Genomic DNA, 13,950 nt, shown 5'->3' with positions numbered 1-13,950 from the left:
CCCCGCCGCCGGGTGCCCCGCACCGACGTGCTGCTGGCCGACCCCAGGGTGGTCGCGGCCGGCGACCGCCTGGGCCGCGACCTGGTCAAGGCGGCGGTGACGGCGGTCCAGCAGCGGGTCCGGGACGGCGGACTGGCCGCCGAGGCCGCCGTCGACGCGGTGGTCGCTGCCCTGCCGGCCTCGGCGGCGAGCCTGCACCGGGTGCTCAACGCGACCGGTGTCCTGGTGCACACCAACCTGGGCCGGGCCCCCTGGTCGGCCGCCGCGGTCGACGCCGTGGTCGCCGCCAGCGGCACCACCGACGTGGAGCTCGACCTGGCCACCGGCCGGCGCGGTCCCCGCGGGGAGGGTGCGATCGGGGCGCTGCTGGACGCCGTCCCGGCCGCGGAGGCGGCGATCGTGGTGAACAACTGCGCGGCGGCCCTCGCCCTGGTCGCCACCTGCCTGGGTGGGGAGCTCGTGGTCGCCCGCGGGGAGCTGGTCGAGATCGGGGACGGGTTCCGCATCCCCGACCTGCTGGTGTCCACCGGTGCCCGCCTGCACGAGGTGGGGACGACGAACCGGGTCACCCTCGCCGACTACACCGCCGCGGTCGACTCGGACACCGGCGCGGTGCTCAAGGTGCACCCGTCGAACTTCGTGGTCCGCGGCTTCACCCGGTCCGTCGAGGTCGAGGAGCTGGTCGGCATCGGCGTCCCGGTCGTCGCCGACGTCGGGTCGGGACTGCTGCGGCCGCACCCGGCGCTGCCGGACGAGCCGGACCTGCAGAGCACCCTCGCGGCCGGCGCCGACCTGGTGCTGGCCAGCGGCGACAAGCTGCTGGGCGGCCCGCAGGCCGGGCTGGTGCTCGGCCGCGCCGACCTGGTGCAGCGGCTGCGCCGGCACCCGCTGTACCGCGCGCTGCGGGTCGACAAGACGACCCTCGCCGCGCTGGAGGCAACGCTGCGCGGACCGGTCCCGCCGGTGCACCGCATGCTGGGGACGACGACCGGCGAGCTGCGCGCCCGCGCCGAGGCGGTCGTGGCCGCCCTCGGCGGGCAGGCGCAGGTGGACGTGCAGGTGGTGGAGTCGAGCGCACGGGTCGGCGGCGGCGGGGCGCCGGAGTTCGAGCTCCCCAGCGTGGCCCTCTCGCTGCCGGCGGCCTGCGCGGAGCCGCTGCGGCACGGGTCGCCCCCGGTGGTCGGCTACGTCGCCGACGGCCGCACCCTGCTCGACCTGCGCAGCCTCGACCCGGCCGACGACGGCGCGCTGGTGGGGGCGGTCCGCGCGTGCAGGTGATCGCGACCGCCGGGCACGTCGACCACGGCAAGTCCTCCTTGGTCACCGCCCTGACCGGCATGCAGCCCGACCGGTGGGAGGAGGAGCGCCGCCGCGGGCTGACCATCGACCTCGGGTTCGCCTGGACCACGTTGCCCGGCGGCCGCACCGTCGCGGTGGTAGACGTCCCCGGCCACGAGCGCTTCGTGGGCAACATGCTCGCCGGGGTGGGGGCGGTGCCCGCCGCGCTCGTGGTGGTGGCCGCCGACGACGGCTGGTCGGCGCAGACCGCCGAGCACGTCGCGGTCCTCGACGCCCTCGGGGTCGGGCACGGGCTGCTGGTGGTCACCAAGAGCGACCTGGCCGACCCCGCCCCGGTCCACGCCGACGTCCGGGAGCGGCTGGCCGCCACCTCGCTGGCCGGCATCCGGGGGGTCGCCGCCAGCTCGCGGACCGGGCACGGCGTCCCCGCCGTCGCCGGCGCGCTGGAGGAGGTGCTGGCCGGGCTGCCCGCCCCCGACCCCGCCGCGCCGGTGCGGCTCTGGGTCGACCGCGCCTTCACCATCCGGGGCGCCGGGACCGTCGTCACGGGGACCCTGGCCGCGGGCACCGTCGGCACCGGCGACCGGTTCGCGCTGGGCGGCCGGGAGGTCGTGGTCCGCGGGCTGCAGTCGCTGGGTGAGCCGGTCGAGCAGGCCACGGCGACGTCGCGGGTGGCGCTCAACCTGCGGGGGGTGGCCGTCGAGGAGCTCTCCCGCGGCGATGCCCTGCTCACCCCCGGCGCGTTCCGGGACACCGCCGAGCTCGACGTCGTCCTCGTGCGGCCGGCCGAGCGGTTGCCGGCCGAGCTCGTCGTGCACGTCGGCTCGGCCACCGTCGCGGCCCGGGTGCGCCCGCTGGACGACGCCGCGGTGCGGTTGCGGCTGGCCCACCCGCTGCCGCTGCGGGTCGGCGACCGGCTGCTGCTGCGCGACCCGGGCACCCGCACCGTGCACGGCGCGGACGTGCGCGACGTCGACCCGCCCGAGCTGCGCCGCCGGGGGGCGGCGCGGGCGCGCGCCGCCGACCTGGCCGCGGGCGGGGGAGCGCTCGCCGACCTGGTCCGCCGCCGCGTGGTGCTGCGCTCGGAGTTCGTCGCCATGGGCTGGCCGGTGCCCGACCAGGCCACGGTGGTGGGCCGGTGGCTGCTCGCCCCCGGCCTGGCCGACGAGCTGGCCGCCCGGGTGCCCGCCGTCGTGGCCCGCTACCGCCAGCTGCGCCCGCTGGAACCCGGACCGCCCACGGCCGTGCTGCGCAGCGCGCTGGAGCTGCCCGACGCCGAGCTGGTCGCCGGGCTCGTGCGGGAACCGCTGCGGCTGCGCGACGGGCGGGTGGTCGACGAGGGCGGGCTGCCCGAGCCGGTGCAGCGCGCGGTGGGGCAGATCCTGGCGCGGCTGGCCGCCGAGCCCTTCGCCGCCCCCGACGCCGAGGAGCTGGCCGCCGCGGGGCTGGGTCCGCGGGAGCTGGCCGCCGCGGTGCGCGACGGGCAGCTGGTGCGGGTCGGCGAGTCGGTGTTCCTGGCGCCGGGGGTGCAGGAGCGGGCGCGCCGGGCGCTGGCCGGCCTGCCGCAGCCGTTCACCCTCAGCCAGGCCCGGCAGGCGTGGGGGACGTCGCGCCGGGTGGCCGTCCCGCTGGCCGAGTGGCTCGACGCCCGCGGCGTCACCGAACGCCTGCCCGACACCACCCGCCGCCTCCGCTGACCTCCTTCGTCGGGTCACGCGATCGGCACGCCGGCGATAGCGCAACTGATATCGTCCTCGCATGGCTGATGTGCTGGTGCGCAACGTGTCGGACGAGGTGATGGCGATCATCCGGTCGACGGCGGCCGAGCAGGGCGAGACCTTGCAGGGTCGGTTGAGTCGCATCCTCGAGGAGTGGGCGATGTACCAGCGGCGGCAAACGGCCCTTCGGCAGACGGCCGCGCGGCTCGCTGGACAGCCTGATCAGCCCCTGTCCGACGAGGAGCACGAGGCCTTGCTCGACGAGATGAAGGCGACGATCGACCTTCGTTGGCAGCCGGATCCCGGCACGCGGTGATCGTCGACGCCTCCGTGCTGGTCGATGCGCTCGCGGGTGCCGCCACACGGTCGGCGCTCGCGCGAGACGCGCTGGCCGGGGTCCCAGCCGGCGAGCCACTGGTGGCGCCCGGACTGGTGACCGCCGAGGTGCTCGCGGGGCTGCGTTCCTGTGCTCACGACCAGTCGAACCCGTTCACGGCGGACGACGTCCCCCGCGCTCTGGCAGAGGTGGCCCAGTACGGCATCAGGATCGAGGCCACCCCGTGGGCCGACGTGCAGCGCGCCCACGAACTGTCCCTGGGCTCGCTCCGGTACACCGACGCGCTCTACGTCGCAGCGGCCGAGCGGCGCCGGACGTCCCTGCTCACCAGCGATGCCCGCATCGGTCGATCTGGTGCGCCCATGACCTGCACCGTGGTGACGGTGGGATGACCGCGGTCGTGCGCCGTGCCGGCCCCGGCGAGGCCGCAGAGCTGGCCCGGGCGATGGACGCGCCCCCGAGCATCTACGACGCACACCTCGCGGCGCAGGTCGGCGGGCATTGCACCGTGCTGGTCGCCGAGGTGGGTGGGCGGGTCGTCGGGACCGAGCTGCTGCGCCGGGAACCGCGCGACGCCGTCGTCCGGGAACGACTGGGGACGATGCCCGAGATCAGCAACCTGCAGGTGCATCCCGACGAGCGGGGCTGCGGACACGGCACCGCGCCTCAGGCGGTGGGCACCCAGGACGCCGGGCGCTTCTCGCGGAACGCCGCGATGCCCTCCTGGCCCTCGGCGGAGGCGAAGAACCGCGCCGAGGTCTCCAGCAAGGGTGCGAAATCCAGCTCCGAGCGCAGCAGCCGCTTGGTCTCGGCCAGCGCCGCCGGGGCACCCGCCGCCAGCGCGGTCACCTGCGCCTGGACGGTCGCGGTCACGTCGTCGTCGGCCACCGCGAGGTCGACCAGACCCGTGGCCTGGGCGGTCGCGGCGTCGAAGACCTCGCCGGTGAGCATCAGCCGGTGCACCGCGTTGGCAAGCATCCGCGGCCGGCACACCGCCGAGATGACGGCCGGGACGACGCCGATGCGCACCTCGGCGAACCCGAAGGTGGCCGAGGCGCCGGCGACCACGACGTCGCAGGCGGCCAGCAGGCCGACCCCACCGGCCCGGGCCGGGCCGCGGACGGCGGCCAGCACCGGCTTGGGCGAGTGCCACAGCGTCGAGAGCAGGTCGGGGAACTCGTTGACGCCCTGGTCGGCCGCGGCGCCACCGGCGGCCTCGGAGAGGTCCATGCCGGAGCAGAAGACCCGGCCGGTGTGGTCGAGCACCACCACCCGGACGGCGTCGTCGGCCAGCGCCGAGGTGAGTGCCTCCCGCAGCTGGGCGCGCATCGCCCGGGACAGCGCGTTGCGGTTGGCGGGGGAGTCGAGGGTGAGGGTGGCAACACCGCGGGACACCTGGACGTCGAGCACCTGATCGGTCACGAGCCCATCCTGCACGGGCAGGGGGACACTGGGTGCAGCGATGACCATCACCCTGCCTGTGCTCGGCCAGGCCCCCGCCCTCCCCGCCGACCCGACGATGCTCGACGAGGCGGCCCGGGCGGCGCTGCCGGGCACCCCGTTCGGGCTCTACCTGCACGTGCCGTTCTGCGCGACCCGCTGCGGCTACTGCGACTTCAACACCTACACCTCAGACGAGCTCGGCCCCGGTGCCAACCGCAGCGAGTACGCGGCCACCGCGATCGCCGAGCTCGAGCTGACCGCCCGGGTGCTGGGCCCCGAGCCGCCCGAGATCAGCACGGTCTTCGTCGGCGGTGGCACGCCCACGCTGCTGCCCGCGGCCGACCTGGTCGCCGTCCTGGCCCGGGCCCGTGAGCTGTTCCCGGTGGCCGCCGACGTCGAGGTGACCACCGAGGCCAACCCGGAGTCGGTGACACCGGAGTCCCTCGCCGTGCTGCGGGCCGGCGGGTTCACCCGGATCAGCCTCGGCATGCAGTCCGCCGCGCCGCACGTGCTCGCCGTCCTCGACCGCCGGCACACCCCCGGCCGGGCCGCCGCGGCCGCTCGCGAGGCCCGCGCGGCGGGGTTCGAGCACGTCAACCTCGACCTGATCTACGGGGCTCCGGGGGAGTCCGACGCCGACTGGGACCTCTCGCTGCAAGCCGTGCTCGACGCGCCCGTGGACCACGTCAGCGCCTACGCCCTCATCGTCGAGCAGGGCACCAAGCTGGCCCGCCGGGTCGCCCGCGGCGAGCTGCCGATGCCCAACGACGACGTCCTCGCCGACCGGTACGAGCAGGCCGACCGGGTGCTCCGCGGCGCCGGGCTCGAGTGGTACGAGGTCTCGAACTGGGCCACCGACCGCGCGGCCCGCTGCCGGCACAACGAGCTGTACTGGGCCAACGCGCACTGGTGGGGCATCGGCCCGGGTGCGCACAGCCACGTCGGCGGGCTGCGCTGGTGGAACGTCAAGCACCCGGCCGCCTACGCCGGGCGCCTCGCGGCCGGCGAGCACCCGGCCGCCGGTGCCGAGCGGCTGACGGCCGAGGACGTCGCCCTGGAGACCGTGATGCTCGGCCTGCGGCTGCGCGACGGGTTGCCGCTCACTGCGCTGTCTGACGCCGGCCGGGCCCGTGCCGCCGACGCCGTCGTCCGCGGCCTGCTGGAACCCGACGCCCACGCCGCCGGCCGCGCCGTCCTCACCGACCCCGGTCGCCTGCTCGCCGACGCCCTCGTCCGCGACCTGACCGACTGAGGTCTGGTCCCCGGAGGGTGACCTCTGGCACAGTCAGGTCTGACTGCTCGACCAGGGAGGCATCCGTGCGGCACCGCCACGACATCCTGACCCGGATCACCGCGATGGACCCGGTGGCCGACCACCTGGAGATCTACCGGCTCACCGCGACGTACGAGTTCCCGTGGGACATGAACCAGGCGCTGAGCTTCGCGCTGTTCCGCACCTACGCCGTCCCGTCCATCGGGGAGCTGCTGGCCAGCACCGGCGAGTTCACCGAGCGGGTGCAGAAGCGCTACAACGACACCGGGCTGATCCTCGACGCCGTCCTGGAGCACGGCCCGGACAGCGGCACCGGCAGGGCAGCGATCCGCCGGATGAACCAGATGCACCGCTCCTACGACATCAGCAACGACGACATGCGCTACGTGCTCTGCACCTTCGTCATCACCCCGATCCGGTGGATGGCGGCCTACGCCTGGCGGCCGATGAGCGGCGTGGAGAAGATCGCCAGCGCCGAGTACTACCAGGCCCTGGGCAAGCGCATGGGCATCAAGGACATCCCGGACACCTGGCAGGAGTTCGCCCGGGTGCACGACGCGTACGAGGCCGAGCACTTCGCGTACAGCGAGGGCGGCCGGGCGGTCGCCGACGCCACGCTGGCGTTGCTGGGCACCTTCCCGCCGCACGACAGGCTGCCGGCGTCGGTGGTGCGGCAGACCTCGTTCGCGCTGATGGACGACGCCCTGCTCGCCGCCTTCCGCTACCCGAAGCCCAACCCCGTGCTGGCCGCCGCCACCCGGGCCGGCCTGCGGGCGCGGGGGCGGGCCCTGCGGTTCGCCGCACCGCGGGAGGAGCCGTTCCACGCCCGGCAGCTGCCGACCATCCGCAGCTACCCGAACGGCTACGACGTCAGCGCGCTCGGCACCTTCCCCACCGGCTGCCCGGTCCCGCACTGATCAGGAGTGCAGGGCGGCGAGCAGGCCCTCGCCGTAGCGCTCGAGCTTCGCCGCGCCGACGCCGCTGATCGACCCCAGCGCCGCGACGTCGGCCGGTTCCTCGGTGGCGATCTGGCGCAGCGTGGCGTCGTGGAACACCACGTAGGCCGGCACCCCCTGCTCCTTGGCGGTCGCCGCCCGCCAGGCCCGCAGCCGCTCGAACGCCGGGGCCGCCTCGGCGGGCAGGTCGACCGCGGCCTTCGCCTTGCCGGTGCGGCCGCGGGCGACCCGGTCGGGCTCGCGGCGCATGGGCACCGACCTCTCCCGGCGCAGTACCGGCCCGCTGCCCTCGGAGAGCGCCAGCGTCCCGTACTCGCCCTGCACGGCCAGCAGACCCTGCGCCAGCAGCTGCCGCACGACCCCGCGCCACTGCACCTCGGTGAGGTCGGTGCCGATGCCGAAGGTGGTCAGCTCGTCGTGCCGGTGCTGCACCACCTTCTCGGTGCGCTTGCCCAGCAGGATGTCGATCGACTGGCCGGCGCCGAAGGACTGGCCGCGCTCGCGCTGCAGCCGCAGCACGGTGGACAACAGCATCTGCGCCGGGATCGTGGCGTCCCAGGTCTCCGGCGGCACCAGGCAGGTGTCGCAGTTGCCGCACGGCTCGGCCTGCTGCCCGAAGTGGGCCAGCAGCCGCACCCGCCGGCACTCCACCGTCTCGCAGAGGGCGAGCATGGCGTCGAGCTGGGCGGAGAGCATGCGGCGGTGCGCGGCGTCGCCGTCCGAGCCGTCGATCATCTTGCGCTGCTGCACGACGTCCGCGAGCCCGTAGGCCAGCCACGCCGTGGAGGGCAGGCCGTCGCGGCCGGCGCGGCCGGTCTCCTGGTAGTAGCCCTCGACCGACTTCGGCAGGTCCAGGTGCGCGACGAACCGGACGTCGGGCTTGTCGATGCCCATCCCGAACGCGATGGTCGCGACCATCACCAGGCCGTCCTCGCGCAGGAACCGGGACTGGTGGGCCGCGCGGGTGCGCTGGTCCATCCCGGCGTGGTAGGGCAGCGCGGGGATGCCGTTGCGCACCAGGAACTCGGCGGTGGTCTCGACCGAGGCCCGCGACAGGCAGTAGACGACGCCGGCGTCACCGGGGTGCTCGGTGCGCAGCAGGTCCAGCAGCTGCTTGCGCGGCTCGGCCTTGGGCACGATGCGGTACTGGATGTTGGGCCGGTCGAACCCGGCCACGACGTGCAGGGCGTCCTCGAGCTGCAGCCGGGTGCTGATCTCGGCGTGGGTGCGCGGGGTGGCGGTCGCGGTCAGCGCGACGCGCGGGACGTCGGGCCACTTCTCGTGCAGCACGGACAGGGCCAGGTAGTCGGGCCGGAAGTCGTGCCCCCACTGGGCGACGCAGTGCGCCTCGTCGATGGCGAACAGCCCGATGCGGCCCCGCTCGAGCAGCCGAGCGGTACGCGACTCGCCACCGCCCAGCGACTCGGGGGCCACGTAGAGCAGGTCGAGCTCCTCGGCGAGGAAGGCCTGCTCGACCGCGCGGCGCTCGTCGGGGTCCTGGCTGGAGTTGAGGAACCCGGCCCGGACGCCGAGCGCGGTCAGCGCATCGACCTGGTCCTGCATGAGCGCGATGAGCGGTGAGACGACGACGCCGACGCCCTCGCGCAGCAGCGCCGGCACCTGGTAGCACAGCGACTTCCCGCCGCCCGTGGGCATGAGCACCAGGGCATCGCCACCGGCCACCACGTGGTCGACGACCTGCTCCTGCGGGCCGCGGAACGAGTCGTAGCCGAAGACCCGGCTCAGCACCTCCAGGCTCTGCTCGCTCACGACAGCGAGGGTAGGGCGACCGGGTCTGACATCCGTCACGAGCGGTGGACGACGTCCGGCACTTCAGCACCGGGGCCGCGCTGACCAGGCTGGACGCATGACACCGGCACTCGGCACCCCGGCGCTGCAGGCGCAGGGCCTCACCGTCCGCTACGGCACCACCACCGCCGTCCACGACCTGGACCTGTCCATCCGCCGCGGCGAGACTGTCGCCCTCCTGGGCACCAACGGCGCCGGCAAGTCCTCGACCGTCAACGCCGCGCTGGGCCTGTTCCGGCCCGCCGCGGGCACGGTCGAGGTGATGGGTCGCAGCCCGCTGGAGGCCGTCCGGTCCGGTGGGGTCGGCGCAATGCTGCAGCACGGCGGGCTGCCCTCCGAGACGCGGGTCGGCGAGGTGCTGCGGCTGGTCGCCGGCCGCTACGCCGACCCGTGGCCGCTGGCCGACCTGGTCACCACCACCGGCATCGACGGCCTGCTGGGCCGACGCACCGAGCAGCTGTCCGGCGGTCAGCGCCAGCGCGTGCTGCTCGCCCTCGCGCTGGCCGGCACCCCGCCGCTGCTGGTGCTCGACGAGCCGACCAGCGCCATGGACGTCGAGGCGCGCCAGGCCTTCTGGACGACGATGCGCGCCCTGGCCGACCGCGGCCACACCGTCGTCTTCGCCACCCACCACCTCGCCGAGGCCGACGCGGTCGCCGACCGGGTCGTCGTGGTGGACGGCGGCCGCGTGGTCGCCGACGGCAGCTCCGCCCAGATCAAGTCCCGCATCGCCGGGCGCACCGTGCGGTTCACCTGCACCGACCACGCCGGGCTCGACCGGCTGCCCGGCGTCACCGCCGTCCGCGACACCGGCGACCTCGTCGAGCTGGCGACCACCGACGCCGAGGCCACCCTGCGCGCCCTGCTCACCACCCGCGACCGCCTGCCTGACCTCGAGGTGGCCGGCGCCAGCCTCGAGCAGGCCTTCCTCACCCTCACCGGAGGCACCCGATGACCGCCCTGCTCGTCTTCCAGCTCCGTCGGCTCACCCGCTCGTGGCAGTACCTCGTCTTCACCGTGCTGCTGCCGGCGCTCTTCACGATCTTCTTCACCAAGATCTTCGGTGGCCAGGCAGCCAGCGGGGCCGAGTACCAGGACTACGCGCGGGACTACATGGTCTCGATGATGTGCTACGGCGGTCTGGGCGCGGCGCTGGGCGCCACGATCCGGCTGTCGTTCGACCGGGCCTCGGGGTGGCTGCGCCAGCTGCGGGTGCTGCCCGTGCCCGGCCGCACCGTCGTCGCCGTCGACGTGCTCGTCGGGATGCTGCTGGTGCTGCCCAGCCTGGTGGTCGTGGCGCTGGTGGGCCGGTTCGTCAACGACGTCCAGCTCGGCATCGGCACCTGGCTGACCCTGCTGGGGGCGCTGTGGCTGGGCTCGGGGGCGTTCGTCGCCCTCGGCCTGCTGCTGGGCCTGGCGCTGGAGGAGAAGGCGGCCGGTGCGGCGATCGGTGCGCTGTCCGTGGTGCTCGCCGGGTTGGGCGGCCTGTGGATCCCCGTGTGGCTGTTCCCCGACGGCCTGGCCACGGTGGCCCGGGCGACGCCGTCCTACTGGCTGGGCGAGCTCGGCCGCGGCGTGGTCGGCGACGGCGGCACGCTGCTGCCGGCGCTGGTCCTGGCCGGGTTCGCCGCCGTGTTCGCCCTGGCCGCGGTCGCGGTGGGCGCGCGGCGCCCGCTGCACGCCGTGGCCGGCTGAGCGGGGAGACTGACGCCGTGGAGCCCGTCGCGCCTGCCCGCCCGCCGCTGTGGCGGCGCCTCGCCTGGACGGTGCCGTGGCTGGTGTTCCAGGTCTTCCCGGTGCTCGACCTGGTGCTCACCCCCCGGCCCGTGGCGCTGAGGGTGCTGATCGGGGCCGCGCTCGTGGTCTTCACGGCCGCCTACATGAGCGTGCTGGCCCGGTTCAACGACGCCCGCGGGGTGCGACCGGACTTCCTCGTCGTCGTGGTGCTGGCCCTGGCGCTCTCGGCCGGGTTCGGGACCAGCTACGCGGGGCTGTGGATCTACGTCTCCGCCGCCGCCGCGGCCAGCCTGGCCGAGCGCCTGGTCTGGCCGGTGACCGGGGCCGCGACACTCGCCTCCGCGGTGGTGATCGTCTCCTACCAGGACTGGACGTCGCTGTTCCTGCCCGTCCTGTGCCCGCTGACCGCCGCCACGCTGTGGGGCACCCGGCACCTGCTCACGGTCAACGCCGAGCTCACGGCCGCCCGCGAGGAGCTGGCGCGCAACGCCGTCGTCGAGGAGCGCCTGCGCTTCGCCCGCGACCTGCACGACCTGCTGGGGCACTCGCTGTCGCTGATCGCGCTCAAGAGCGAGCTGGCCCGCCGGCTGGCCCCGGTCGACGGCGCCCGCGCCGCGGCCGAGATGGGCGACGTCGAGACCACCGCGCGCCGGGCCCTGGCCGAGGTGCGCGACGCCGTGAGCGGCTACCGCCAGGTCAGCTGCGGGCAGGCACTGGCCGAGGCGCGGGCCGCGTTGTCGGGTGCGGGCATCGCCTTCCGTGGCCCCGACCGCGTGCCGGTGCTGCCCGGCACCGTCGACGCGGCGCTGGGCTGGGTGGTCCGCGAGGCCACCACGAACGTGCTGCGGCACAGCGGCGCGGCGACGGTCACCGTGGACATCACCGACGACGGCACGGAGGTGCAGCTGGTGGTCGCCGACGACGGCCGCGGCCCCACCGACGCCACCGCGCCCGGCTCCGGGCTCACCGGGCTGCGCGAGCGGGTCGGCGCGGTCGGCGGCTCGCTGACCGGTGGCGCGGGCCCCCGCGGCGGGTGGCGACTGACCGCCGTCGTCCCGCTCGTGCCCGCGGCGCCGCCGGCCGCCGAGGTGACCGCGTGATCCGGGTGCTGCTCGCCGAGGACCAGCAGCTGGTGCGCGGCGCGCTGCGGGCCCTGCTCGAGCTGGAGGAGGACATCGAGGTGGTGGCCGAGGTCGGGCGCGGCGACCTCGTGGTCGCCGCCGCCCACGAGCACGCCCCCGACGTCGCCGTCATGGACATCGAGATGCCGGGGTGCGACGGCATCGAGGCCGCGCGGGCGCTGGCCGCCGCGCTGCCGCAGGTGAAGGCGGTCATCCTGACCACCTTCGGCCGGCCGGGCTTCCTGCGCCGCGCCATGGAGGTCGGCGCCCAGGGGTTCCTGGTCAAGGACTCACCGGTCGCCGAGCTGGCCGCCGCGATCCGCTCGGTCGTGGCGGGGGAGCGGGTCATCGACCGCGACCTCGCCGCGGCGGCGCTCGCGCTGGGCTCCTCGCCGCTGTCGGCGCGGGAGGCCGACGTGCTGCGGGCGGCCGCGGACGGCGCCACCGTCGCCGACATCGCCGGCCGGCTGTTCCTGTCCGAGGGCACGGTGCGCAACTACCTGTCCAACGCGATCGGCAAGACCGGCGCCCGCACCCGGGTGGAGGCCGCGCGGGTGGCCGCGGACAAGGGCTGGCTGTAGCCCCGGGCCTTGGTGCGGCCAGCATCCGGTTCGACGTCCGGGGCCGCGTGTGCGCGCAGGCGCCGCACCACTGCGCGCCCAGGCGGGTCACGGCGGCGTCCAGGGCGCGTGGACGCGCACCATCCCTACCGGTGCGCGCCAGGACGCAGTCTCGGGCTGCGGTGGCCGCCTCGGAACGCACCTGCGGGCCGGGCGCGCTCCCACCCGACCCGTGGCCGGCCTCGCCTCGGAGCGCACCGGCGCGGCACTGCGCCACCAGGCGGCCCGTGTGTGTCGTCGGGCCGCCTCCGGGCGCACCGGGGGAGGTGTGCCTGGTGCCGCTCCGCTGTCCAGGGGGTCGGCCGATCTGTGGACGGCGGCCCTGCGTGTGGACGACGGCGCACGTCGTCCAGCGGCACGCGGCACCCTCCGCGTCCATGCCCCGCCGTCCCCGTGCCGTACCCGAGCTGGCCGACCGTCCCTTCCGCGGCACCGCCGCCGTCGCGGCCGGGTTGCTCACGCGCAACCACCTGGCCGGGCCCGGGTGGTCCCGGGTGCACCGCGACGTCTACGTGGCCGCGGGCACCCAGCTCACCGTCGAGGTGCGGGCCCGGGCCGCCGTCGCGCTCATCCCGGGCGCGGTGGTCAGCGGCAGCACGGCTGCCCGGCTGCTGGGCATCGACCTCGGTCCGGTGGACGACGAGCCGGTGGAGATCACCGTCGCGGCCTCGTGCGGTGGTCGGGCCCCGACCGGTGTGCGGATGCGGCGCAGGGACCTCCCCGACGGGTCGGTGGTCGTCGTGGACGGCGTGGCCGTGACCTCGGCACGGGTCACCGCGGTCGACCTGGCCACCCGGCTGCCGCCCGGTCGAGCGGTGCAGGTCCTCGACCAGTTCGTCGCCGCCGGGCTGGCGGGGCTCGACGAGCTCCGCGCCGAGGCGGCGGCGCGTACCGGCCCGGGCGCCGTTCGCGCACGACGTGCGGCGGCCGCCGCCGACGGGCTGGCCGCGTCCCCGCCGGAGACCACGCTGCGGCTGGTGCTGCTGCGTTCGGGGCTGCCCCGTCCGGTCGCCCAGCACGAGGTGCGGGACCGAGCAGGACGCTTCGTGGCCCGGGTGGACTTCGGCTGGCCGGAGCTCCGGTTCGCCCTCGAGTACGACGGCGCCGGCCACGTCGACCGGTTGGCCCAGGACCGGCGCCGTCTGAACGCGTTGCAGGACGCCGGCTGGCGGGTCTTCTACGTCACCGCGGCGGACATGCACGACCTGCCCCGTCTGCTGATGCGCATCGCCGCTGCCATGGCGGCGTGCCCCGCCCGCTGAACGCCACCCGCTGGCCCCGCCCGGCGGATGCGGCGTGGACTGACGCACGCGGCGGAGTGCGCACGCGCTGTTCCGGTGCGCGCCCAGGCGGTCGAGGCACTCGACGAAGCCGCATGCGGGCGCAGTCGCTCGGCCCGCGCGTCCGTATGCGGGGTGTGCCCTGGGGGACGCCGACGCGCCTCGGCCGCCTCCCCGGCGCGCAGAGGCGGTGCGGGTGCGCGCTCATCCGCCTCTGGCGCCGGGGTGTCGCGCATGCGGGCGCATCGGCGATCAGCCCGCGCCCGCAACCGGCCGGGGATGGAGCAGGGGCGCCTGGGAGCGCAGTGGCCGCCGCGGTGCTGCGGCAGGCGCCAGGGGCCAGGGGGGCCGGGGGCC

The 13,950-nt window shown here is 75.7% G+C and carries 13 protein-coding genes; 11 read left to right on the top strand and 2 right to left on the bottom strand.

Annotation, left to right across the window (positions count from 1 at the left end):
* Positions 1 to 12: 12 nt before the first annotated feature.
* From selA to TEK04_RS17975, 4 genes are all read left to right on the top strand, one after another.
* Complete coding sequence (gene selA / locus TEK04_RS17990) at positions 13 to 1,278, top strand: L-seryl-tRNA(Sec) selenium transferase (RefSeq protein WP_336405736.1); 1,266 nt, start codon at positions 13 to 15, stop codon at positions 1,276 to 1,278.
* On the top strand, positions 1,269 to 2,996 hold the full coding sequence (gene selB / locus TEK04_RS17985; protein ID WP_336405735.1) for a selenocysteine-specific translation elongation factor: 1,728 nt from the start codon (positions 1,269 to 1,271) through the stop codon (positions 2,994 to 2,996). The genes selA and selB overlap by 10 nt, the downstream gene beginning before the upstream one ends.
* 61 nt (positions 2,997 to 3,057) lie before the next feature.
* The gene (locus tag TEK04_RS17980) at positions 3,058 to 3,333 is read left to right on the top strand and encodes a hypothetical protein (RefSeq protein ID WP_336405734.1); all 276 of its coding nucleotides are present in this window, start codon (positions 3,058 to 3,060) and stop codon (positions 3,331 to 3,333) included.
* Positions 3,330 to 3,746, top strand: coding sequence for a type II toxin-antitoxin system VapC family toxin (locus TEK04_RS17975; protein ID WP_336405733.1), 417 nt, complete (start codon positions 3,330 to 3,332; stop codon positions 3,744 to 3,746). Before TEK04_RS17980 ends, TEK04_RS17975 begins: the two co-directional genes overlap by 4 nt.
* Before the next feature lie 274 nt (positions 3,747 to 4,020).
* On the opposite strand, the gene TEK04_RS17970 is transcribed toward TEK04_RS17975, so the two are convergent.
* Positions 4,021 to 4,776: an enoyl-CoA hydratase-related protein gene (locus TEK04_RS17970; RefSeq protein WP_336405732.1), complete on the bottom strand. Its 756-nt coding sequence runs from the start codon at positions 4,774 to 4,776 to the stop codon at positions 4,021 to 4,023.
* 40 nt (positions 4,777 to 4,816) lie between these two features.
* Between TEK04_RS17970 and hemW the strand changes: the two genes are divergently transcribed.
* A complete protein-coding gene (hemW, locus tag TEK04_RS17965) occupies positions 4,817 to 6,049 on the top strand; it encodes a radical SAM family heme chaperone HemW (RefSeq protein WP_336405731.1) in 1,233 nt (410 codons plus the stop codon).
* Between the two features lie 65 nt (positions 6,050 to 6,114).
* Positions 6,115 to 6,987: an oxygenase MpaB family protein gene (locus TEK04_RS17960; protein ID WP_336405730.1), complete on the top strand. Its 873-nt coding sequence runs from the start codon at positions 6,115 to 6,117 to the stop codon at positions 6,985 to 6,987.
* Here TEK04_RS17960 and recQ read toward each other — a convergent pair whose 3' ends face one another.
* Positions 6,988 to 8,796: a DNA helicase RecQ gene (recQ, locus tag TEK04_RS17955; protein ID WP_336405729.1), complete on the bottom strand. Its 1,809-nt coding sequence runs from the start codon at positions 8,794 to 8,796 to the stop codon at positions 6,988 to 6,990.
* Positions 8,797 to 8,893: 97 nt separating this feature from the next.
* Between recQ and TEK04_RS17950 the strand changes: the two genes are divergently transcribed.
* From TEK04_RS17950 to TEK04_RS17930, 5 genes are all read left to right on the top strand, one after another.
* Entirely contained in the window at positions 8,894 to 9,790 is an 897-nt protein-coding gene (locus TEK04_RS17950; RefSeq protein WP_336405728.1) for an ABC transporter ATP-binding protein, read from the top strand.
* Positions 9,787 to 10,530: an ABC transporter permease gene (locus TEK04_RS17945; RefSeq protein ID WP_336405727.1), complete on the top strand. Its 744-nt coding sequence runs from the start codon at positions 9,787 to 9,789 to the stop codon at positions 10,528 to 10,530. The genes TEK04_RS17950 and TEK04_RS17945 overlap by 4 nt, the downstream gene beginning before the upstream one ends.
* Positions 10,531 to 10,547: 17 nt before the next feature.
* Positions 10,548 to 11,672: a sensor histidine kinase gene (locus tag TEK04_RS17940; protein WP_336405726.1), complete on the top strand. Its 1,125-nt coding sequence runs from the start codon at positions 10,548 to 10,550 to the stop codon at positions 11,670 to 11,672.
* Positions 11,669 to 12,274: a response regulator transcription factor gene (locus TEK04_RS17935; protein WP_336405725.1), complete on the top strand. Its 606-nt coding sequence runs from the start codon at positions 11,669 to 11,671 to the stop codon at positions 12,272 to 12,274. The genes TEK04_RS17940 and TEK04_RS17935 overlap by 4 nt, the downstream gene beginning before the upstream one ends.
* Before the next feature lie 416 nt (positions 12,275 to 12,690).
* Positions 12,691 to 13,575: an endonuclease domain-containing protein gene (locus TEK04_RS17930; RefSeq protein WP_336405724.1), complete on the top strand. Its 885-nt coding sequence runs from the start codon at positions 12,691 to 12,693 to the stop codon at positions 13,573 to 13,575.
* Positions 13,576 to 13,950: the final 375 nt, after the last annotated feature.

Origin of the sequence: Klenkia sesuvii (assembly GCF_037083825.1) — a bacterium.
Classification (GTDB): domain Bacteria; phylum Actinomycetota; class Actinomycetes; order Mycobacteriales; family Geodermatophilaceae; genus Klenkia; species Klenkia sesuvii.
This window is presented reverse-complemented; position numbering and strand designations above follow the sequence as displayed.